We start from the raw sequence: 22,923 nt of genomic DNA on the forward strand, positions 1-22,923 counted from the left end.
TTATAATTATGACTCTCAGCATAGATCAATTAAAAAAAAAATTATTTATCGTTCTAATTATCGTGGCACGAAAGAAATGGATAAATTATTAGGTGCATTTACAAAAAAATATATTGATACATTGAGTGTTAAAGAACTTAAAGATTTGGAACAATTATTGGATATTGATGATACTAACTTATACAATTTTTATAATGGTTTAGATTATGACATTAAAATCAATGATAAATATATCTACTCACTATTTAAAGATTTTGTTTATAAAATTGATTAAAATTAGTGGCGGAAGGACTGAGATTCGAACTCAGGAAAGAGTTGCCCCTTTGCCGGTTTTCAAGACCGGTGCATTCAACCACTCTGCCATCCTTCCGTGAGAAGTGTTTTATTATTATAATTATTTAATTCAACCATAAAATAGTCTAATAAAAGCTATAACTAATTAATCTATTAACTCCTATGAATAATGAATTTAACAAGGGACTGTTCCTAGCTGGTTTTGGTTCTTTTTGGTGGGGTTTTTTTGGAGTTATTTATTTCAAGTATATAACGTTCATAGGACACATCGAACTAGTTGTACATAGATGCCTCTGGACCACATTTACTTTAATTATAACAACTTTCATTTTTTCAAAATGGGATATTTTTTTTACTATAATAAAAAGTAAAAAAAATTTATTATATCTTTTTCTATCTGGTTTTCTTATTTTCATTAACTGGGCTGTTTGGATTTACGCAATAGCAACTAATAGAATAATTGATGCTAGCTTTGGTTATTTTATGATGCCAATTCTAAGTGTTATGCTGGGATACATTTTTTTTAAAGAAAAACTTAATAAAAAAAGAATTTTATCAATCATATTAGTAATTATATCTATTTTATATTTAGTTTTAATAAGTTTTAAATCTTTACCATGGGTAGGTATTATAGTTGCTTTAAGTTGGGGCTTTTATAATTTAATTAGAAAAAAAATAAATATTGATACTGATGTAGGACTATTAATAGAAAGTTTTTATATATTACCGTTTGCATTAGCTGCTTTTTATTTAATAACTATTAATGGGCACAATGACTTTAAATTATCAGATCCTCCTATGATGTTATTTATTTTTTTAGCAGGGCCAATGACTGTAATTCCATTATTTTTATACGTTAGAGGTGTTGAATTATGCGGCTTAGGACCAACAGGAATGATTTTTTATATAACACCAACTTTTCAATTTTTACTCGGTTATTTCTATTATGATGAATCATTTTCACTTTCAAAATTAGTTAGTTTTATTTTTATTTGGATTGCTGTAATCATATATTTAAAGGATTTGTATGAAACTAATTAACTATATATTTATAATTATAATTTTAAGTTTCACAGCTTCTTTAGCGGATAACCAAGCTGGTTTTTTAACTTGGAAAAAAAACTTTAAGATAATTGCTTTACAAAATGAAATCTCTGAAAAAACTTTTGATAAAGTTATGGCTAATGTACAGTTTTTACCTAATGTTATTAAATACGATAGATACCAGCCTGAATTTTATGAAGATACTAAAACATATATATCTAAAAGAACATCTTCAAAAAAAGTTTCTAAAGGCCTTAACTTTTACAAAGAAAATTCTAATTTAATAAATACTATAGATAGTCAGTACAATATTGATAAAGAACTTCTCCTTGCTTTAATGGGTATAGAGACTAATTTTGGTACTTATGTTGGTAAGATGGATATATTGTCCTCATTATCAACTTTAAGTTTTGATGAGCGAAGATCTGAGTTTTTTTCTAATGAATTAATAATTCTATTAAGATTAATAGAAAATAATCAAATTGATTACAAAACATTATATGGATCTTGGGCTGGGGCTTTTGGTTATTTTCAATTTATGCCCTCAACAATGAAAAATTACGCAATAGATTATGATAAAAATAGTTATATAGATTTAAAAAATAATAATGATGCTTATGCATCGGCTGCAAACTATTTAAATAAGATGGGTTGGAATGATGAGGAACCTTGTTTTTATAAGATAAATTTATCAAATGATGTTCCAAAAAAATATTTAAATGTTTCCGCAAAAAAATTACATGATAAAAAAAAATTAAAATATTTTAGAAAGTACATAGTCAATGATGATATTTTAGATAAAAATTTTGATCATCTAACCACAGCGTTAATAACTCCTGACAAAGATATTATACCAGAGGCAGAAAACTTAAGCCCTGCTTATATAATTTTTAGTAACTATGAAATTATTTTAAAGTGGAATAGATCCTTGAGATTTTCACTTGCTGTTTGCACACTTAAAGATAAATTTAGAAATGAATTATAAAATATTAATTATAATAATCTCAATCTTTTTTTTAGTTAGTTGTGAACAAAATAATATTAACAAAAAAATTGTTAATCAAAAAACCTTTGATAAGTATAAAAATTCAGGATTTGCTTTAATCTATTCCGCTAATTTAAAAAAGGGGAAAAAGATTACAAAAAAAATTGATAATAGATCTCTGTTGATATTTCACAAAAATTTAAGAAAAAATTCATTTGTTAAAATAACCAATCCAAAGAATCAAAAAACTTTAATAGCAGAAGTTATTTCGAACAATGTTCAATTTTCAGATTTTTATAACTGTGTTATCACAGCTAGAATTGCTGAAGAATTATCTTTAGATTTTAATGAACCATTTATTGACTTGGTTTTAATTTCTGAATATTCAACATTTGTTGCAAAAAAGGCTAAAACCTTTGACGAAGAAAAAAAAGTTGCAGAAAAAGTACCTGTCGATGGTATTCAAATTGACAACTTAGGAGAAATCAATCAACAAAAAAAAGAAACTATAAAAAAAGAAATTTTTAGTTACTCAATTAAAATTGCTGATTTTTACTATAAAGATTCTGCTAAGAATATGTCTAATAGAATTATTAATGAAACAAATATTAAGAACCCTCTTATTAAAACAATATCTAATACGAAATATAGGGTATTATTAGGACCGTTTAATGATATAAAAAAACTTGAAGACTCATTTAATGAAATTAAATCATTAGATTTTGAAAATATAGAAATTTTAAAAGATGTTTAAGAAGTTATTTTTATTATTATTTGTCAGCTTCATTTATGTTGAGTCTTTGCTAGCCAATCCTGATGTAAAAGCAAGAACTGCAATCCTTCTAGATTATTACTCAGGTGAAATACTTTATGAAAAAGAGTCAGATATTTCTATATATCCAGCATCAATGACAAAAATTATGACATCAATTATTGCCTTTGATTTAATTAAATCAGGAGATTTAAAATTAGATGAAAAATTTATTATTTCTGAAAAGGCATGGCGGTTATCTACATCAGGCTATTCATCTATGTTTATTATGGTTGGTGATGAAGTTTCGGTAGAAAATTTACTTAGAGGAATAATAATTGCTTCTGGAAATGACGCCTGTGTCGCTTTAGCAGAAGGTATTGCTGGTACTGAAGAGGAGTTTGCAATTTTAATGACTACAAAGGCTAGAGAAATAGGTATGGAAAATACTAATTTTGCAAATTCATCTGGCATCAATGATCCTGATAATTATTCAACAGTAAGAGATATTTTAAAAATGTCTAAATATCTAATTGATAAACACCCTAAATTTTACAAGATGTTTTCAGAAAAAAAATTTACATGGAATAGAACTGGAGGAGACCCAATAACACAGGGTAATAGAAATCCTCTTTTGTACAAAAACAACCTAGGTGCTGATGGAATTAAAACCGGATACTTAGCAGTTGAAAAATACTCATTGGCTTCCTCAATAGTTAGAAATGGCAGAAGATTGATTGCTGTCGGAAGTGGATTTAATTCAAAAAATGCACGATCGAGGGAAAGTTCAAAATTATTAACATATGGTCTTACTAATTTTGATCTTGTAAATATTTCTAAATCCAATGAGTCTCTTCAAAAAGTTGATGTATGGTTAGGAAAACAAGATAGTGTTAATGTTTATACTAACGATGATATCTACAAAACTATAAAAAAAGGTAATAAAAAACTTTTAAAAGTATCTGTTAAATATGAGGGGCCTATTGAAGCTCCAATTAAAAAAGATGAAAAAGTTGCTATTTTAAAAGTTGTTTACGATGATGAGTTAGTTGGTGAATATGATTTACTTGCTTCTAATGAAGTTAAAAAAGTAAATTTTGTATCAAGATTATTAAAATCACTTAATTATCTCATTTGGGGCGATGTCTAAGAAACCAATTATTGTTTTTGAAGGAATTGAAGGTAGTGGTAAAAGTCACCATATTTCAATTGTTTCTAAATATCTGAGTAAAAAAAAAATTAATCATATAAAAATAAGAGAGCCCGGTGGAAACCCAAATTCTGAAAAAATTAGAAAATTAATTTTAAACAACAAATCAAATTTTAATAAAGATACTGATTTATTATTATATATGGCGGCAAGAAGTGAAAACATGAATATTATTAAAAGATCATTTAATAAGAAGATTATTCTTATTGATAGATTTACAGACTCTACAATTGCTTATCAGCACTATGGAATGGGGGTTGATCTAAATTTAATTGAGACTTTAAACAAATACCTACTTAAAAATATCAGAATTAGTTTTACTTTTTTGAATATAGTTAACCAAAAGAATCTTCAAAAAAGATTAAAACAAAGAAAATCATTAAATAGATATGATAAATTTAAAATGTCGTTTTACAACAAAGTTCAAAAAGGATTTTTAAATTTGTCAAAAAAACAAAAAAATAAATATCAATTAATCAATTCAAATTTAGATATAGATAATAATGAAAAATTGATTTTGGATAAAATTGATAGATTGATCAAATGAATTTAAATCCAGTAAAACAAACAACTTTATATGGTCATCATTTTGAATTTTGTAATTTTATTGATCTTTATAAAAATAAAAAACTGCCAAATAAGATATTATTATCAGGAGAAAAAGGCATTGGTAAATCTACTTTAGCTTACCACATAATTAATCGTATTTTATCTTTTGGTGAAGAACATTCTTATGACGAAAAAAATTTTACAATTGATCCAGAAAATAAGTCGTTTAAATTAATTTTAAATAAATCTAATCCCAACTTTATTTCAATTGACATTGAAGAAGATAAAAAAAGTATCGATATTAATCAAATTAGAAATTTGATATTAAATTTAAATAAATCATCTTTTAATATAAAACCAAGACTTGTGCTGATTGACAATATTGAACTTTTAAACATTAATTCAGTCAATGCTTTGTTAAAAATAGTAGAAGAACCTAATGACAATATTTATTTTATTTTAATCAATAATAATAAAAGAATTTTATCTACACTTAAATCTAGATGTCTTAACTATAATATCCATCTTAAATCTGAAGAATCTTTTGATATTTCAAACAAAATTTTAGGTAAAAATGTAAAAGAATTAATTCATGAACAAATGATAAATAACTATAGCACACCAGGATCGATATTAAATTTGTTGAATTTTGCCGATACAAATGGTGTTGATTTAACACAAATGAACTTAAAAGATTTTATTAAGATGATTATAAATAAAAAAAAATATAAAAAAGACCAGTTTGTTAAACAATTATTATATTCACTAATAGAACTTTATTTTAGACAAAACGTGTCATTAAGAAATATTAAACTATTGAAAATGCAAAATTATTTTTTAAAAAAAATTAACAATACAAAAATCTTTAATCTAGACGATGAAACATTATTAATGGAATTTGATGATAAGGCTTTAAATGGATAAAAGATTTTATATCACAACGCCAATTTATTATCCCTCTGCTAAGCCACATATGGGTCATGCATATTCTAGTATAATAGCTGATTTTTTTGCAAGATTTAAAAGAATGGATGGTTTTGAGGTGCAATTTCTAACTGGAACTGACGAACACGGTTTAAAAATACAACGATCAGCTGAAAAAAAAAATATTGATCCATTAGCATTTTGTAATCAAATTAGTCAAACATTTAGAGATCTTTCAAAAACATTAAATCTTACTAATACTGATTTTATAAGAACTACTGAAGAACGACATAAAAAAACAGTACAACATCTATGGAATGAACTTGAAAAAAATGATGATATCTATTTATCTAAATATTCTGGATGGTATTCAGTATCTGACGAAGCGTTTTATAATGAAGATGAAATTGAAGATATAGATGGCATTAAAAGATCAATTTCATCAAAATCAAATGTAGAATGGATAGAGGAGGAGTCTTATTTTTTTCGATTATCTAAATGGGAAAAACCTTTACTTGATTATTATGAAAAACATCCAAACTTTATCGCTCCAGAATCTAGAAAAAATGAAGTTATTAGTTTTGTAAAAAGTGGTTTAAAAGATTTATCTGTAAGTAGAAAAAGTTTTTCATGGGGAATAAAAGTACCAAAAAATGATGATCATGTTATATATGTGTGGCTTGATGCCCTAACAAACTATATCAGTGCCTTAAATTATCCTGACACTAATAATAAACTATTTAAAAATTTCTGGCCCGCTTCAATTCATTTAATTGGAAAAGATATTTTAAGATTTCATGCCGTATATTGGCCAGCTTTTCTTTTGGCTGCGAAAATAGAGCTTCCATCAAAAGTCTATGGTCATGGATGGATCCTTTCAGGAAATGAGAAAATGTCTAAATCTAAAGGAAATATTTTAGATCCTATCGAAATAATTAATCAATATGGTTTAGATCCATTGAGATATTATTTGATTAAAGAGGTATCTTTTGGGAATGACGGTAATATATCGCAAGAGAGACTAGAAGATTGTATAAATAGTGATCTTGCTAATAATTTTGGAAATTTATGTCAACGTGTTACTGCTTTTGCTATTAAAAATTGTAATAGTGAAGTACCAAAAGATATAAAATTTGAAAGAGAAGATTTAACAATTCTAGATAGGTACAAAAATAATTTATCTGACATCAGAGATAAGATTGATAATCAGGATGTCAATTTTTATATTGATTTTATTATAAATTCTTTATTTGAAGCTAATAAATATTTTAATGATCAAGAACCTTGGAAAAAAAAAGATGATATTATCAGACTAAATACAATAGTTTATACAACTTTAGAAATAGTTAGAAAAATTAGTTATTTACTTTATCCAATAATTCCTCAGTCATCTATAAATGCTCTTAAAATTTTTAACCTTAATGAAAATGAAATAAATTTAACATCTGTTGAAAATAATGAATTTTTATCTAAAGGAAGTAAAATAAATAAAATTGGTATACTTTTTAAAAAAATAGATAAAAACAATGATTGATTCACACTGTCATTTAGATCATGAACCTTTATTAAGTGATTTAACTAACGTAATTAGACGCTCAAGAGATATTGGTATAAAAAAACTATTAACGATTTCGACCTCTTTTGAAAGTTTTGAGCGAATTAAGACAATCATACAAAAAGATAAAATGATTTATGGCACAATTGGAATTCATCCGCATGAGACTAAAGAAAATAAAATTACTTCAGATATAATAATAAAAAATATTACTGAAAATGATAAAATAATCGGAATTGGCGAAACTGGTTTAGATTTTTACTATAATAATAGTGATAAAGATAATCAGATAATAAGTTTTAAAGAACATATTGAGGCATCTATTAAAACAAACTCTCCACTAATCATTCATTCTAGAGACGCTGAAGATGAAACTTTTAATATATTGAATGATTATAAGGATAAAAATCTAAAAATATTAATGCATTGCTTTACAGGTAGTTTAAATTTCGCAAAAAAACTATTAACATTAAATGCTTTTTTTTCTGCTAGTGGCATTATTACTTTTAAAAATTCTGCAGAGTTACAAGAAACATTTAGATTTTTGCCTTTAGATAAAATTTTAATTGAAACAGATAGTCCTTTTTTAGCACCAGTGCCTAATCGAGGTAAAAAAAATGAGCCCTCATTTATTGATTATACTGCTCAAAAATTAGCAGATATAAAAAATATTTCTAAATTAGAGCTTGTTAATTTCACAACAGATAACTTTAATAAACTTTTTTTTGATTAAATATTATGAAATTTATTATTCTTGGATGTGGAAGTTCTATGGGTGTGCCTCGTCCAGATGGTTACTTTGGTAATTGTGATCCCAAGAATAAAAAAAATTATAGAACTAGATGTTCAGCATTAATTAAAAGCAAAGCTGAAAATATTTTAATTGATACATCTCCAGATTTAAGACAACAATTACTTAGACATAATATTAAAAAAATTGATAAAGTTTTTTATTCACATATGCATGCAGATCAAACTCATGGTATTAATGATTTAAGATCTTTTTACATAAATAGCCGAAAGCAAATAAATGTATTTGCAGATTATGCTACTTCAAAATATTTAAAAAATAGTTTTTCATATTGCTTTAAAAGTTATTCAAAAGAATATCCTGCAACTCTAAAACTTAATAAAATAAATAATAAAATGTATATTGGTGATAAAAATAAAAAAATTTCAATAAAACCAATTTCTGTAGATCATGGTAAAGTTAAATCTAATTGCTTTATAATAGATAAAAAATTAGCTTACATTAGCGATATAAGTGATATTTCTAATAAAGATTTTAAATATTTTAAAAATTTAAAATATCTAATAATTGATTGTCTTTGGTATAATTTCCACCCCTCACATTTAAATTTAGAAAAATCATTATTTTTTATAAAGAAATTCAATCCTTCAAAAGCGATATTAACTAATTTATCACCTGTACTAGATTACAATGAATTAAAGAAACTTTTACCTAAAAATGTTACGCCAGCTTACGATGGCTTTACAATAAGTTTATAAAATTTTTTCTAATTTTTTAATAATTTTATTTGATAGAGGTCCTGTAAAAGAAGCAAATGTATCTTCAACTTTACCATTTTTGTTTATTAAGATTTTATGAAAATTCCATTTAGGAACTGTGGATTTTCCATAAGTTTCTTTTGCCCATATGTATATTGGGTGAGCATTATCACCCTTAACTTCATATTTGCTTGTCATTGGAAAATTAATATTGAAGTTAGTTTCACAAAAATTTTTAATTTCAGCTTCTGAACCTGGTTCTTGACTTCCAAATTGATTGCTTGGTATACCAATAACAACTAATCCTTTTTCTTTATAATCGTCATATAATTTTTGCAGATCATCATATTGTTTTGTAAAACCACATTTGCTTGCAACATTTACTAATAATATAGTTTTATCCTTAAATATTGAGAGATTTAATTCTTCTCCATTAATAGAATTAATTTTAAAATCGTAAAAAGTTTTAGTATTTTCTGACATAGATTTGTTTAAAAATAAAAACATAATAATTATTAGATAAATGACAATTTTTTTATTTAACATTCACTTTTTAGATGACATTAGTAGAATTACATATCCAAAAACAGTTGATAATAATGATCCAGTTAAAACACCAATTTTAACACCATCAATATACTGAGCATTTTCAACAAAAGCCAAATTTCCTACAAATAAACTCATGGTAAATCCGATACCAGTTAAAATTGAAACACCGTATAAACTTAACCAATTTGAATTATTTGGCGCTTCTGCAAACTTAAGCTTAATTGAAACATAAGAGAATAATAAAACTCCAATTTGTTTACCAAAAAATAATCCACACAATATACCAAGTGGCACAGGTGCTAAGAGGCTAGATATTGATAAACCTTCTAAGTTTACGCCAGCATTTGCGAATGCAAAAAGTGGCATTATCAAAAATGCAACATAAGGTGAAATTGTATGTTCTATTTTAACTAACAAAGAAAAATCTTTATCTTTAATTCTATGAGGTATAGTAGATGCCAGCAAAACTCCAGCAATAGTAGCATGTATTCCTGATTTGTAAGTGAAAAACCACATAAACAAGCCTATGATTAAATAAGGAACAAATATTTTCACTGAAAATTTTTTCAAAACCAAAAGTAAAATATAACTTAATAAAATAAGACTTAAATAAGGTATGCTTAAGTCTCCAGAATAGAAAAAAGCGATTATTAATATAGCACCAAGATCATCTATAATTGCTAAAGCTGTTAAAAATACTTTTAATGATATTGGCACTCTTGAACCTAATAAAGATAATATACCAAGAGAAAATGCAATATCTGTAGCAGATGGGATGGCCCAACCATTCATAGTTTCTGAATTTCCCCAATTAATAAAAATATAAAAAAGGGCAGGAACTAACATCCCACCAACAGCAGCTATAATTGGAAGCATTGCTTGTTTTATATTTGAGAGCTCCCCTTGTAAAAATTCTCTTTTTATTTCTAAAGTAACAAAGAAGAAAAAAATTGCCATCAGAGCGTCATTTATCCAATGATGAACAGAAAGTTTTAATCCAAACTCATTAACACCAATAAATAAATATTTTTCTAGACTATGAAAATATAAATCGCTTAAATCACTATTACTTATAAATAAAGCAAATATTGCTGCTATTAACAATATCAACCCACTTGCTGCCTCAAGTTTAAAAAACCATTTAAAGGATTTGGATAAATAATTAATCATAAGAAATTAATATAAGTCTTTAATAAATAGTTTAATATCCTTCAATGTTTCAAAAAGAGTAAACAAAATTATCTCAATATCAGGAAATACGTTAATTAATGGCTTTTTTAAAGTATCCAGTAATATAATTAAAGCTATAGATGATATTATAAATACAACCAAAAAAGATAAGAATTTAGTACTTTTATTCTCTTTCTCAAGATTTGTTTCTTGAGACTTTGTTATATATATATTTTTTTTTTCTTTTTTTTCAGGTTTTTTAGCGGCTACTATTTTTTTATCTTCAACTTTTTTTTCATCATTTTTCGATAGTTTTAATTCAACTCCTTTATTTTCAAGATCTTTACTCAATGTTAGTGGTATTGACTTTTCTTCTTCTATTTTAAAGAACCAAATATGATCACATGAACCACATTGCAGTTCTCGTCCTTCATCAGGTATTAGTGAAGGATCAATACTAAATTTTTTATTACAACTATTGCAAGAAATAATCATTTTAATTTTGTATCAGATTCTTTTAAGAAAGTCTTATATTTGAATTTTTTCTATTAAAGTTTTTTGGACATGATCAATTTTGGCTCAGGTAATGGTATTAAAACATTCGCACCACGTTTTAAATATGATTGAACTATATTATTACCAAAATGCCAAGGTAAAATTATTACAACAGAATTCTTAATATTTAACTCACCTTCGTTAATAATTGGTAGCGATCCAAAAGGTGTATATTTACCAAACTTTTTTGGATTTATCTCAAGTATTGCTTTTATTTTATTATGTAGTTCCCACGTTTTCAAAATTACATTGCCTTTTGTAGAGGCACCACAAGCGTACACATTTAAGTGACTTACTTCATTTAAAATCTTATGGATTTTAATCTTGAATTCATCAACTCTATTCCAAAAATCTTTTATTTGAATATCAAAATTTTGATTGTTATTACCAAAAAAATTTTTTTCTAATTTAATTAAAGTTTTAATTCCTGTGCCTGACTGATCAAAACCTCCTTTTCGAGCAGTAACTTTTATTGATCCACCGTTCACATCATTAAATTCAACTTTATCTATAAACAGACTATGTTCACGCAAAACATTTTCTAAGAAATTTAAATGATAATACTCAAGATGTTCATCACAAATTGAATCAAAGGCAGTATTATATATCATTGCTGGTAGATATATTTGTTCAAAACACCATTTTCCTCCATCTTTTAAAAGGCTAGAAACACCAGCAATAAACTCTTTCACATCTGGTAGATCATAAAAGCATGCATGACTTATTATGCAGTCTATTTTTCCCAAATAATTGTTAAGTTCTTTGCATGGAAAAAATTTATCAATTTTTAAACATTTAAAATCATAATAATTAGTCCAATTTTTAATCGCAGGATCTACAGCAATTAATTTTGCACCAGTTCGTGAAAATTCTCTTAAATGTGTTCCATCATTGGCTGCAATTTCTAAGATTATACTTGATGTATCAAAATTTTCTGAAGCTAAAAGTTGTGCCGCACTTGTTTTTAAATGCTTTATCATCGTTGGATTGAGACCTGATCTATAACCATAATTTTCACCATATTGATCTGATAAAGCAATGTTAGTTGGCATTAATTGCACTAGATCACAATTTTTACATTGAAAAAGAGAAAGATCTACATTTGGTTTTGTATGATCTGGTTCATCTGGGAAAAATCCACAGGGTGGCATTTCTCCTAAACCACCTATGCTATTGATATTTGTTGAAGCACAGTAACGACACTTGATGTTGTTTGTAGACATTATTTAAGTTTATTCATTTTATAATCTACTTATCTTACAATTTAGCATAAATAAATTAATTAAAACTTGATCAAAAATTTCTGTTAATATTAACATTTATTCTTATATTGCAACATTCTTAAATGTTGATTTAGTAAGTGTTTTCGCTATAACCATTTTATATCGGAGTGTAGCGCAGCCTGGTAGCGCATCTGGTTTGGGACCAGAGGGTCGCAGGTTCGAATCCTGCCACTCCGACCATCATTTATGAGTAAAGCAATAATTTATATACCAAACAAAAATCCTATGCAGTCTGGAACTGCAAAAAATAACAAATGGATTTTGGAATTTATAACTAAAGACCCAACAAAAAATCCTTTAATGGGTTGGGAAAGTTCTTCAGATACATTAACTCAATTAAAATTAGAATTTACTTCAAAAGAATTAGCGATTAACTATGCTAAAAAAAAAAAATTGATTTTGATTTAATTGAACCAAAAAAAAGAAAGACTGTAAAAAAATCATATGCTGATAATTTTTTAAAATAATAAATGTTTAGATTTTTTAAATTAAGAAAATGGTTTGTTTGGTCCTGGTTAGGATCTCTAATTATTTTGTTATCTTTATGGGTTCAAGTTAAAATAGATGTAAAAATTAACGAATGGTTTGGTGTTTTTTATGATATGATACAAAAAGCACTTGCAACACCCAATGCAATTACTATTGAAGAGTATTGGTCAAGTTTAGCTTCATTTATTACTTTAGCTGGAATGTACATAGCTCTTTATGTTGCTATTAGTTTTTTTACAGCTCACTATTTGTTTAGATGGAGAACGGCCATGGTTGAGTGGTATCATAGCGTTTATGATAAAGCTTCAAAGATAGAGGGTGCATCACAAAGAGTTCAAGAAGATACAATTAAATTTACTCGTATTATGGAAGGTCTGGGTACTAGCTTTATTGAGTCCGTAATGGTTCTTTTTCAATTTGTTCCAATTTTACTTGGATTATCCATTGGGATTCCGATTTTCTTTTTTGGTGATTGGCAATATGGATTAATAACAGGAGCTTTAGTTTGGACAATTGGTGGAACAATATTTTTAATAGGATTGGGCTGGTTGTTGAGATTAGTTGGTGTCGAATATGACCTTCAAAAAAAAGAAGCCGCTTATAGAAAGATATTAGTAATAGCCGAAGATGATAAAAATATAAGACCAAAAACAATTAATGAATTATTTTCCGATGTTCGTTCAATTCATTTTTTAAGTTATGTACGTTATTTATATTTTAACATTGGTAGAATGGCATATTTACAAGCAAATGTCCTGTCGGCTTACGTATTTTTAGCCCCAGCTATAGTTGCAGGTGTTGTAACATTGGGGGTTATGCAACAGATTATAAGAGCCTTTGGTAGAGTAGAGGGTTCTATGCAATATCTTTTAAAATCTTGGCCAACTATTATAGAATTGGCTAGTGTTTATAAACGTTTAAGAGAATTTGAGTCTCTAATTAATGACAAAGAATTATTTGTTAAAAAAATTCAATGACAATTGATAGAAAGTACATTGATCAATTTACTAATGTTACTTCAAAAGCTGCACTTGCTGCTTCATATTTCGTAGGGAAAAAAGACAAAATTGCTGCAGATAAAGCAGCTGTTGACTCGATGAGATCAGAATTAAATAAGATAAATATGATTGGTGAAGTTGTAATTGGTGAAGGTTCTTTGGATGAGGCTCCTATGCTTTATACAGGAGAAATTCTTGGTATTAAAAATGGTCCAGCTTTTGATATTGCTGTAGATCCAGTTGAAGGAACTAATTTTGTAGCAAATGATTTGCCCGGTGGAATTGCAGTATTAGCTATTGGAGAAAAAGGTAATTTATTTAATGCTCCTGAAACTTATATGAATAAAATAGCAACTGGAAAAATTGATAAAGGTTTGATTGATTTAGATTATCCATTAGAGAAAAATATTAAAAATTTATCAGAATTCAAAAATAAAGATGCATCTCTACTAACAGTTTGCATACTTGACAGACCTAGGCACAAAACTATTGTTGACAAGCTTAAGGATCTAAAAGTAAATATTAAATTAATTACAGATGGTGATGTTCTTGGAGCATTATATGTTTCTGACCCCAGGTATAATGTCGACATGTTTATAGGTATCGGTGGTGGGCCAGAGGGAGTTTTAGCTGCATGTGCACTTGATGCTTATAACTGTCATTTTCAAGGAAGATTTATTTTTGATAATGAAAAAGATATAAATGAGGCTAAATTAATGGGTATAACAGATTTTAACAAAAAGTATGAACTTAATGAAATTGTTAAAGGTGACTCTCTTTTTTGTGCTTCAGGAATAACTTCTAGTGAAGTTTTAAATAGCATCATTATAGAAGGAGATAAATTTATAAGCGAAACCTTGGTTACACACAAAAGTAGTAATTTTAAGAAAGTAGTTAAATGTGTTAATCCAATAAATGAATGATCTCTGTATCTTGTAAAATATGGACAGAACAAAAAGTTAATAAAAATTTAGTTGAAAAATTTAGACAAGACTATGGTTTAGCAGATATTTTATCCAAGTTAATTATTTCAAGAAACTATGACTTTTCCGAAATGTATGGAATTAACAATAATCAAAAATTAACAAATATATTTAAAGATGATAAAGCTTTCCAAGAAGCTTCATTAATACTTATAGATACTATTAATAATAATGAAAATATATGTATTTTAGGTGATTATGACGTAGATGGGGCTTGCTCTACATCATTGTTAGTTCGATACTTTACTCATATTAATCAAAAACATTTTTTTTATATTCCAGATAGAACTGAAGATGGTTATGGGGCAAGTAAAATACTTTTTAAAAAATTAATTTTAAAAAAGCCAAAATTGGTAATAATGGTCGATTGTGGCTCTACCTCAAATGAAGCAATTGATTATTTAAACGATCATAATATTAAATCAATAATTATTGATCACCATGAAATTAATAAACCATACCCAAAATCAAATGTTATTATTAATCCTAAAAAAGAATTAATTCAAAAAGAACAATCTTTATTATGTGCTACTGCTTTAACATATTTCTTTATAGAAATTTTAATAGAAAAAACTAAATCAAATTATAAGATATCTAATTTCCTAATATATGTATTGCTTGCAACTATTTGTGACGTGATGCCTCTGAGGAAAATTAATAAAATAATAGCACGTACTACAATTAATAGATTTAATTTAAAGGAAAATATGGCCTTAAACTATATATTTGAAAAATATAATCTAAAAAAAAAATTAACTGTTGATGATTTGGGTTTTTTAATTGGTCCAATAATTAATTCAGGTGGCAGACTTAATAATTCTAATTATGGTGTAGAGTTATTATCTACAGATGATTTTGATATAATCAAAGATAGATCAAATAAATTAATTGACCTTAATAATAAAAGAAAAATAATGGAACAGAATATTATAGATGAAATAGATTTTGAAAAAATTAAAAAAATTAATAAGAATGTTATAATTTACTATAAAAAAGATTTAAACGAAGGATTAATTGGTATTATTGCCTCAAGATTAAAAGAATATTTTAACAAACCTTCAATAGTTATCACAAAATCTAATAACAGCTTTAAAGCCTCAGCAAGATCTACTTCATCTTACAATATTGGTTATTTAATAAAATCTTTAATTGACCATAATATTATTGATAAAGGAGGAGGTCATAATATGGCTGCAGGTTTTACAATGAAAAAAAATAATATAAAACTTTTAGATGATTTTATTCAAAATGATTATTCCAAAAAAATTTCAAATAGCAAAAATTTAAATAAATATGACATGCAACTTTCCTTATCAGCAATTAAAAGTAAATTTATGAATGAAATTAATAAATTAGGACCTTTTGGAAATTTTAATTTTACACCAATTTTTCTTATTAGAAATCTTAGAATAATTAAATTTAATATTATTAACAACAAGCATGTATCAGTTATAATCAAATCTGATGCAGGTGCTTCCATAAAAGCTATGTGTTTTAATTGTTTGAATACTAAAATTGGTCATTATTTGTTATCTTATAAAAAAAAGATTAATATTATTGCTCAAATACACGAAAATATTTGGAATAATAAAAAAACAATTCAATTAAATATTAGAGATTTGATTCTTTAGTTTAATAACTCTTGAATTGTATTAGCTTTTAAAATAAAAGACCCTTCACGGTCCCTTCGTCTATCGGTTAGGACAGCTGGTTTTCATCCTGCAAAGGGGGGTTCGATTCCCCCAGGGACCGCCATTTATGCCTTATTTTGTCTATATGATATTAACCAAGCATAATAATAAATATATCTCTTACGTCGGATACACAAATAATTTAGAAAATCGTCTTAAACTTCATAACACATCAAAAGGTGCTAAGTTTACAAAAGGTAAAAAATGGAAAATCATTTATAAAAAAAAATATTTAGTTAAATCAACAGCTATGAAAGATGAATATAAACTTAAAAAGGACTATAAGTTTAGAAATAATATTAAATTTAATTATTTGAATAAATGAAGAAAGACATATTTATAATTCTTCCCTTTAAGGAGAGTTTAAATCCAAATTATGCTGGAGCAGTTTCATTGTATGTAAAAGATACAACCAACCATTCAAAATTTAAAAATAGAATATCTATAATTTCATCAGATAATTTTAAAAGTAAAAGTCAATTATTTAGAAATAAGAATTATATAATTAATTTTTGCAAAAAATATAAATCGTCAAATATTAAAATAATAGAAATTCATAATAGACCAGAATATTACACCTATATAAAAAAATATTTTCCAAATACTAAAATTAAATTAATTTTTCATAATGATCCGTTAACTCTTAGAGGCTCAATATCTCTAAATGAAAGAGAAAATATTATTAATGGATGTCAAAAAGTAATTTTTATAAGTAGGTGGATACAGCAAAGATTTTTTTCATCTTTCAAAAATGTAAATTTATCACGTACATTAATAATTCCTCATGGTGTTTTAATAAATAAAAAAATAAATATATCAAATAAAGAAAAAAATATTTTATTTGTAGGTAAATTAAATCATGCAAAAGGATACCATATTTTTTCAAAAGCAGCTCTTGAATTTAAAAAGATAGATCCCAGTTGGAATTTTATTGCAATTGGAAATGAAGCCAGAAAGGAAATATTTCCTGATAAAAATATTGTCAAAGAAATTGGATATAAAAAAAATAGTGAAGTTTTAAGTTATTATAGTAAATCAGAAATTGCGATTGGTAACTCAGTTTGGGATGAGCCACTGGGTAGAATAGCTATTGAGGCTAGTAGTAGGAAATGTTTACCTATAATTTCTAATAAAGCTGGTCTAGAAGAGTCAAAAAATATTGCATTGGTTTTAAAGGAAAATACCTCATCTGAATTAGTTAGTATTTTAAAAAAAATCACTAAAAATAATTCTTTAAGAAGACAAAAACAAAAACTTTTTTATAAAAATAATAATTTTGACATTAAAATTATCTCAAAAAAACTTGATAATGCAAGGTCTGAAATTATAAAAAATCAAATTAATGAAAACTTATCTTTAAAAAAAAGAGTTTTGCACATAGCAAATTTTAATGAAAATTCAGACGGTAGACTTTATTATTCATTTGCAAATAAACTCAATAATGGATTTGTTAAAAATGACCATATTGTAGAAACAATAAGTAATAGATCATTTCTAAAATCTAATAGATCATTATTTCAGCCATTTAGTTCTTCAAAAAAATTAAATGATAAAATTTTAAATACAATCAAAAATTTTTCACCTCATATAGTTGTTATAGGTCACGTTTTTAATATTAATGACAACGTGTTCGCTTACTGTAGAGAAAATAATATCAAAATATGTTCATGGTTTATAGATTCAGTTTCACCTGAATTTTTAAAAGATAATATGAAAAATAATTTTTTTAGAAATCTAGATTTTGTTGATTACTGTTTTTTGACATCATCTCCAAGTATTTTTAAAAGACATAAACATTTCAAAAAATTAAAGTTTATTCCAAATCCCGTAGATACAGCAATCGATCATTATAAAAATCATCAAAATGATAATGGTGAATATGATATCTTTGTTGCAATTAGCCATGGTCAAAATAGAGGTATTTTAAAAAAAGGAAAATTTGATGAACGTGAAAATTTTATTAATGAAATTATTATAGATTTACCTCAATTTAAATTTGCACAGTTTGGAGTAAACAATTTTGAACCAGTTTGGGGCGCAAACTATTACCACTATTTATCTAAGACAAAAATGGCTCTGAACATAAGTAGAGGAATCTATCAAAATAAATATTCTAGTGATAGGATTTCGTCTTTAATAGGTAATGGTCTTTTAGTTTTCATTAGTAAAAATACAAATTTTCATAAAATTTTATCAAAAAAAGATGTTGTTTATTACAACAATAAAAAAGATTTAATAACTAAATTAAAATATTTCAATAAAAATGATAAACTTAGAAAAAAAATTGCAAAATCTGGATATATTAAATATCACAAACATATGAATAATAAAGTTGTAACTAACTACATTATGAGTTGTACAGAAATCATTGATATTAAAAAACCTTATTGGCATAATAAATTTTAGATGATTTCAATTTTGATTTTGACTTATATTGATCTAAAATAATTATAATACTGGATTTAAATTAATAAAATCCGTTCAATTGAAAAAATTAAATCTTAACTATTATGTTAATACATAATATTAGAAATATTTATAATGTTTTTAAAAAGCCAATATGAATACCCATATTTTATATAAACTTTTGGTGTTAAAAAAATATTTACCTGGTAAATCTACATTAGTTTATGAAAAAAGATATAATTTTAGTTACTGGTGGTGCAGGCTTTATCGGTTCTTCTTTGATTAAATATTTAGTTAGTAAAAATAATAATTACAAGATTATAAGCTTAGATAATTATTCAACAGGGTCTGTCAAGAATCATATTAAAAATAGAAATATAAAATATATTAGAGGTCAAAATAAGGATATTGATAAATTACTTAAAAACAAAAAAAAAAAATAAAAGTTATTTTTCATTTTGGTGAATTTTCAAGAATATTTCAAAGTTTTAAAAATTATAAAAAATGCTTTGAATATAATATTCGTCACTCTTCAAAAGTTATAGAGTTTGCTAAAGATAATAAGATTAAGATAATTTATTCTGCTACGTCAAGTAATTTAGGTAATAATGGTAAAGATGAAAATCTGTCACCTTATGCATGGTCAAAATCAAAGAATATAGAATTAATTAAAAATTATAGTAAGTGGTTTGGTCTTAAATATGAGCTTGTGTATTTCTATAATGTGTATGGACCTGGTCAAATAGTTGATTCTCCTATGGCTGCGGTTATTGGTATTTTTCAAAGTCAATATAAAGATGGAAAACCATTAACAATTGTTAAGCCTGGTACACAACGAAGAGATTTTACTCATATTAATGATATAGTTAACGGATGTGTATTAGCTTGGAAAAAAGGTAAGCAGAATCATTATATGCTTGGATCAAGAAAAAACTATTCAATTATTCAAATAGCAAAAATGTTTAAATCCAAAATAAAATATTTACCCTCTAGACCTGGTGAAAGATTAGGATCAACGATTCCAAACAATAATGCTTTTAAAATTTTGGGCTATAAATCAAAAGTACATATAAAGAATTATATTAGCCATTTTATTAATAATATTAATGATAAAAATTAGTTATTTTTTTTTATTATGAAAAAATGTCTTTTCTTATATGGCAAACATAATATTATCGATCTTTTTAATTCTCATCCATCAAAAATTAATTTACATGGTCAATGGATTGCTTTAAAAAATCAACTACTCGAAAATAATATTGAGTTAGTTTCAAAAGATTCTATAAATTTAAATTCTCCTGATTTAGAATTGCATCTTAATGCTCAAAATACAAAAAATTTTAAATGGCCTAAATTTGTAATTCTTGTAGACGCTGATTTTATTGATCCAAATAATTCAAATATTAATCTTTTAAAAAAATATGATCATATTTTTTCTTGGAATCCTGAATTAGTTAGTCTTGGTTTGGCTACAAAAATTCAACTATCACACCCAATGGGTGAGGGTATAATAGATGGCTATAAAAGAAGAAAATTACTAGCTGTTCTATTTGGTTCAAATAGGTCACTTAGAGGCTGGCACCCCAAACATAATTTGTACAGTGAAAGAGTAAAAACAATTAAATGGTTTGAACATCATGCACCTAAAGATTTTGAGCTTTATGGAAAAAAATGGAATATGTCTGGTCGATTACCAACTCGTTTTGGTGGTTTCATTCATAGTCTAGAAAAAAGATTGCCATTTAAATATTGTCCCTTTCCATCATGGAAAGGAGAAATTATCAACAAACAAGAGATATTAACACGTAGTCGCTTTTCGATTGTTTATGAAAATGTAAAATGTTTAAAGGGATATATAAGTGAAAAAATATTTGATGCATTTGTTGCTGGAAATGTTCCAGTGTATTGGGGTGCAGAGGATGTAGATAACTATATACCAAAAGAATGTTTTATTGACCGCCGTAACTTTATTAATCATGAAAAATTATTCAATTTTTTGAAAAATATGCCTGAAGATCAATACTTAAATTATCAGAGATGTATAAAAAATTTTATAGAAAATCCATCCAATGAATTTACCTGCAAAAAGTTTGCAGATACTGTATCGCTCAAAATAATTGAAACTATGAATAAGAATATGAGCAATTAATCTTTATTAACAAAATGAAAAAAATAACTATCACAATTATTATACCAGTTTTTAATGTTGAAAACTTTGTTAATGAAACATTATTATCTGTTAAAAACCAGACATCTCAAGCTGATGAAGTAATTGTGATTAATGATGGCAGTACAGATGGATCAACTCATATATTAAATAGCTTTAAAGATTTGCAAGGATGGAAAATTATTCATACTCAAAATCAAGGACTTGGATTAACCCGTAACTTTGGAAGGTCGATTGCAAAAAGTGATTATATATATTTCTTGGACTCCGATGATATTATAAAAAGTAATCTAATTATTCGTATGCGTGAAATAATTGAAGAATATGACAAACCAGATATGATTTTATTTTCTGGTGAAAGTTTTGACAAAAATGGCTCAACGAAAAAAAAACCAAACCTCAAATTTACATTACAGGGCAAATTTTTAGATAACAGCAAATTGATAACTGAACTTACAAAAAGAAATGAGACTTTACCTCAAGCAAGCAGATACGTTACCAGGGTTGATCTGTGGGTTAAAAATAAACTTAACTATCCAGAAGGTATAGCTGAAGATGAAGCCGTTTTTTTTCCATTATTAACATTAAGTAAAAGTACGATAGTAATTCCAGAAACTTTTTATAAATATCGTTTAGGTCGCCCAGGCTCTATAACCTTAAGTCCACTTAATACAAAACATGCTAAAGATTTTTTAAATAGAATTATTTCTTTTATGATGTTTATGACTTTGAATTCTGATTTAATTGAATCAAATCTTACAGCATGGCGCTATAGATTAGGAAAAAAAGGTTTAAACTATGTGAGCATCTGTCTAAAAACTAAAACTCCTATTTCCTGGGTAACATTAATTTCCTTAATCTATAAAGTTAAAAGTGTAAGTTTTGTTCCAAAACTTCTTTGGAGATTTTTAAAGTATTTTTTTTTCAAAAACAAATTAAACAATAAATGACAATAAAAGTTAAATTGACTGGTGGATTAGGCAATCAAATGTTTCAGTTTGCTGCCGGTTATACTATAGCTAAAAAAAACAATGTAGATCTCAGTCTTGATTTAAGATGGTTTAGACGAAGAAATCTTCATAACGGTTTTGAGTTACAAAAAGTATTTGATATTTATTCAAAAGTAAGTTTTTTAAATAAAGCATTAAGTTTTAAATCTATAAGTTGGAAAGAGATTGTTAATAGATTTGATAAAAGTTTTTATATTTTTATGGAACCACATTTTCACTATTCATCTAAAATTTTAGAATTACCAAAGCATAGTTTTTTAAGGGGTTATTGGCAGAGTGAATTATATTTTGACTGTAATGTACTTGAAATTAAAAAAATATTTAGTTTTCCCAAAAAACTAGATAAAAAAAATTCTTTAATCGCTAATGAAATAATTGAAAATAATAGTATATCAATCCATATTAGAAGAGGTGATTTTTTGTTAAAGCAAAATGAAAACCATAATATAAGTTTAAAAGAATATTATTTAGAAACTATTAAGAGAACATCAAAGTATTTTGTAAATCCAAAATATTTTATTTTTACTGATGACGCTATTTGGGTTGCTGAGAACTTTAAACTAGATTATTCATATACAATCGTTGATATAAATCGTGGACCTAATTCATTTTTAGACATGCATTTAATGTCTCTTTGTAAATCTAATATTATAGCTAATAGCACCTTTAGCTGGTGGGGGGCCTGGCTTAATAATAATAAAGATAAAGTTGTATACGCTCCTAAAAATTGGTTTAAAGATCAATCAATTTCTACAGATAACTTGATTCCAAATTCATGGAACTTAGTATGAAAAATTGAAG

The 22,923-nt window shown here is 26.0% G+C and carries 25 protein-coding genes and 3 tRNA genes; 23 read left to right on the forward strand and 5 right to left on the reverse strand.

The genetic code is table 11. The annotated features are described in order from the left end of the window. The first annotated feature begins 76 nt into the window (after nt 1–76). Entirely contained in the window at nt 77–274 is a 198-nt protein-coding gene (locus ACIJYC_RS03095; RefSeq protein ID WP_435167767.1) for a succinate dehydrogenase assembly factor 2, read from the forward strand. 6 nt (nt 275–280) lie between these two features. Here the strand turns inward: ACIJYC_RS03095 and ACIJYC_RS03100 are convergent. Continuing rightward, nucleotides 281–370: transfer RNA gene (locus ACIJYC_RS03100), tRNA-Ser, on the reverse strand. A gap of 86 nt (nt 371–456) precedes the next feature. On the opposite strand from ACIJYC_RS03100, the gene rarD reads away from it, so the two are divergent. The 9 genes from rarD to ACIJYC_RS03145 are packed head-to-tail and all read left to right on the forward strand — an operon-like array spanning nt 457 to nt 8,821. Beyond that, entirely contained in the window at nt 457–1,335 is an 879-nt protein-coding gene (gene rarD / locus ACIJYC_RS03105) for an EamA family transporter RarD (protein ID WP_435167770.1), read from the forward strand. Next, nucleotides 1,322–2,323 (forward strand): lytic murein transglycosylase, encoded by a 1,002-nt coding sequence (locus ACIJYC_RS03110; protein ID WP_435167773.1) that lies wholly within the window; start codon nt 1,322–1,324, stop codon nt 2,321–2,323. Before rarD ends, ACIJYC_RS03110 begins: the two co-directional genes overlap by 14 nt. Further along, nucleotides 2,313–3,077: a hypothetical protein gene (locus tag ACIJYC_RS03115; protein ID WP_435167776.1), complete on the forward strand. Its 765-nt coding sequence runs from the start codon at nt 2,313–2,315 to the stop codon at nt 3,075–3,077. Before ACIJYC_RS03110 ends, ACIJYC_RS03115 begins: the two co-directional genes overlap by 11 nt. Then, nucleotides 3,070–4,224: a D-alanyl-D-alanine carboxypeptidase family protein gene (locus ACIJYC_RS03120; RefSeq protein ID WP_435167779.1), complete on the forward strand. Its 1,155-nt coding sequence runs from the start codon at nt 3,070–3,072 to the stop codon at nt 4,222–4,224. The genes ACIJYC_RS03115 and ACIJYC_RS03120 overlap by 8 nt, the downstream gene beginning before the upstream one ends. Then, nucleotides 4,217–4,831 (forward strand): dTMP kinase, encoded by a 615-nt coding sequence (gene tmk / locus ACIJYC_RS03125; protein ID WP_435167782.1) that lies wholly within the window; start codon nt 4,217–4,219, stop codon nt 4,829–4,831. Before ACIJYC_RS03120 ends, tmk begins: the two co-directional genes overlap by 8 nt. Continuing rightward, entirely contained in the window at nt 4,828–5,757 is a 930-nt protein-coding gene (locus ACIJYC_RS03130) for an AAA family ATPase (RefSeq protein ID WP_435167785.1), read from the forward strand. Before tmk ends, ACIJYC_RS03130 begins: the two co-directional genes overlap by 4 nt. Then, nucleotides 5,750–7,291: a methionine--tRNA ligase gene (gene metG, locus ACIJYC_RS03135; RefSeq protein WP_435167788.1), complete on the forward strand. Its 1,542-nt coding sequence runs from the start codon at nt 5,750–5,752 to the stop codon at nt 7,289–7,291. The genes ACIJYC_RS03130 and metG overlap by 8 nt, the downstream gene beginning before the upstream one ends. Beyond that, entirely contained in the window at nt 7,284–8,045 is a 762-nt protein-coding gene (locus ACIJYC_RS03140; protein WP_435167791.1) for a TatD family hydrolase, read from the forward strand. The genes metG and ACIJYC_RS03140 overlap by 8 nt, the downstream gene beginning before the upstream one ends. A gap of 5 nt (nt 8,046–8,050) precedes the next feature. Next, nucleotides 8,051–8,821: an MBL fold metallo-hydrolase gene (locus ACIJYC_RS03145; RefSeq protein WP_435167794.1), complete on the forward strand. Its 771-nt coding sequence runs from the start codon at nt 8,051–8,053 to the stop codon at nt 8,819–8,821. Here ACIJYC_RS03145 and ACIJYC_RS03150 read toward each other — a convergent pair. The 4 genes from ACIJYC_RS03150 to ACIJYC_RS03165 are packed head-to-tail and all read right to left on the reverse strand — an operon-like array spanning nt 8,816 to nt 12,318. After that, nucleotides 8,816–9,367 (reverse strand): glutathione peroxidase, encoded by a 552-nt coding sequence (locus ACIJYC_RS03150; RefSeq protein WP_435167797.1) that lies wholly within the window; start codon nt 9,365–9,367, stop codon nt 8,816–8,818. The genes ACIJYC_RS03145 and ACIJYC_RS03150 overlap by 6 nt on opposite strands. After that, nucleotides 9,368–10,540, reverse strand: a complete 1,173-nt coding sequence (nhaA, locus tag ACIJYC_RS03155) for a Na+/H+ antiporter NhaA (protein ID WP_435167800.1) — start codon at nt 10,538–10,540, stop codon at nt 9,368–9,370. A gap of 6 nt (nt 10,541–10,546) precedes the next feature. Then, complete coding sequence (locus tag ACIJYC_RS03160) at nt 10,547–11,035, reverse strand: zinc-ribbon domain-containing protein (protein WP_435167803.1); 489 nt, start codon at nt 11,033–11,035, stop codon at nt 10,547–10,549. A gap of 53 nt (nt 11,036–11,088) precedes the next feature. Further along, nucleotides 11,089–12,318 (reverse strand): methyltransferase domain-containing protein, encoded by a 1,230-nt coding sequence (locus ACIJYC_RS03165; RefSeq protein WP_435167806.1) that lies wholly within the window; start codon nt 12,316–12,318, stop codon nt 11,089–11,091. Between the two features lie 163 nt (nt 12,319–12,481). On the opposite strand from ACIJYC_RS03165, the gene ACIJYC_RS03170 reads away from it, so the two are divergent. From ACIJYC_RS03170 to ACIJYC_RS03230, 13 genes are all read left to right on the forward strand, one after another. Further along, nucleotides 12,482–12,558: transfer RNA gene (locus ACIJYC_RS03170), tRNA-Pro, on the forward strand. 6 nt (nt 12,559–12,564) lie between these two features. Then, the gene (locus ACIJYC_RS03175) at nt 12,565–12,786 is read left to right on the forward strand and encodes an NADH dehydrogenase ubiquinone Fe-S protein 4 (RefSeq protein ID WP_435167809.1); all 222 of its coding nucleotides are present in this window, start codon (nt 12,565–12,567) and stop codon (nt 12,784–12,786) included. Nucleotides 12,787–12,848: 62 nt separating this feature from the next. Next, on the forward strand, nt 12,849–13,844 hold the full coding sequence (locus ACIJYC_RS03180) for a putative transporter (protein ID WP_435167812.1): 996 nt from the start codon (nt 12,849–12,851) through the stop codon (nt 13,842–13,844). Next, the gene (glpX, locus tag ACIJYC_RS03185; RefSeq protein ID WP_435167815.1) at nt 13,841–14,788 is read left to right on the forward strand and encodes a class II fructose-bisphosphatase; all 948 of its coding nucleotides are present in this window, start codon (nt 13,841–13,843) and stop codon (nt 14,786–14,788) included. Before ACIJYC_RS03180 ends, glpX begins: the two co-directional genes overlap by 4 nt. Beyond that, nucleotides 14,785–16,479, forward strand: a complete 1,695-nt coding sequence (gene recJ, locus ACIJYC_RS03190) for a single-stranded-DNA-specific exonuclease RecJ (protein ID WP_435167818.1) — start codon at nt 14,785–14,787, stop codon at nt 16,477–16,479. The genes glpX and recJ overlap by 4 nt, the downstream gene beginning before the upstream one ends. 49 nt (nt 16,480–16,528) lie before the next feature. Beyond that, nucleotides 16,529–16,603 (forward strand) — tRNA-Glu (locus tag ACIJYC_RS03195). 3 nt (nt 16,604–16,606) lie between these two features. Next, complete coding sequence (locus tag ACIJYC_RS03200) at nt 16,607–16,864, forward strand: GIY-YIG nuclease family protein (RefSeq protein ID WP_435167820.1); 258 nt, start codon at nt 16,607–16,609, stop codon at nt 16,862–16,864. Continuing rightward, nucleotides 16,861–18,945 (forward strand): glycosyltransferase family 4 protein, encoded by a 2,085-nt coding sequence (locus tag ACIJYC_RS03205; RefSeq protein ID WP_435167823.1) that lies wholly within the window; start codon nt 16,861–16,863, stop codon nt 18,943–18,945. Before ACIJYC_RS03200 ends, ACIJYC_RS03205 begins: the two co-directional genes overlap by 4 nt. A gap of 224 nt (nt 18,946–19,169) precedes the next feature. Beyond that, complete coding sequence (locus ACIJYC_RS03210) at nt 19,170–19,388, forward strand: NAD-dependent epimerase/dehydratase family protein (RefSeq protein ID WP_435167826.1); 219 nt, start codon at nt 19,170–19,172, stop codon at nt 19,386–19,388. 32 nt (nt 19,389–19,420) lie between these two features. Next, on the forward strand, nt 19,421–20,065 hold the full coding sequence (locus ACIJYC_RS03215; protein WP_435168087.1) for an NAD-dependent epimerase/dehydratase family protein: 645 nt from the start codon (nt 19,421–19,423) through the stop codon (nt 20,063–20,065). A 15-nt stretch (nt 20,066–20,080) separates the two neighbouring features. Continuing rightward, the gene (locus tag ACIJYC_RS03220) at nt 20,081–21,094 is read left to right on the forward strand and encodes a glycosyltransferase family 10 domain-containing protein (protein ID WP_435167829.1); all 1,014 of its coding nucleotides are present in this window, start codon (nt 20,081–20,083) and stop codon (nt 21,092–21,094) included. 14 nt (nt 21,095–21,108) lie between these two features. Next, nucleotides 21,109–22,062, forward strand: coding sequence for a glycosyltransferase family A protein (locus ACIJYC_RS03225; RefSeq protein WP_435167832.1), 954 nt, complete (start codon nt 21,109–21,111; stop codon nt 22,060–22,062). Beyond that, nucleotides 22,059–22,913 (forward strand): alpha-1,2-fucosyltransferase, encoded by an 855-nt coding sequence (locus ACIJYC_RS03230; RefSeq protein ID WP_435167834.1) that lies wholly within the window; start codon nt 22,059–22,061, stop codon nt 22,911–22,913. The genes ACIJYC_RS03225 and ACIJYC_RS03230 overlap by 4 nt, the downstream gene beginning before the upstream one ends. The last annotated feature ends 10 nt before the right edge of the window (nt 22,914–22,923 follow it).

This window comes from Candidatus Pelagibacter bacterium nBUS_28 (assembly GCF_051200915.1).
GTDB lineage: Bacteria > Pseudomonadota > Alphaproteobacteria > Pelagibacterales > Pelagibacteraceae > Pelagibacter.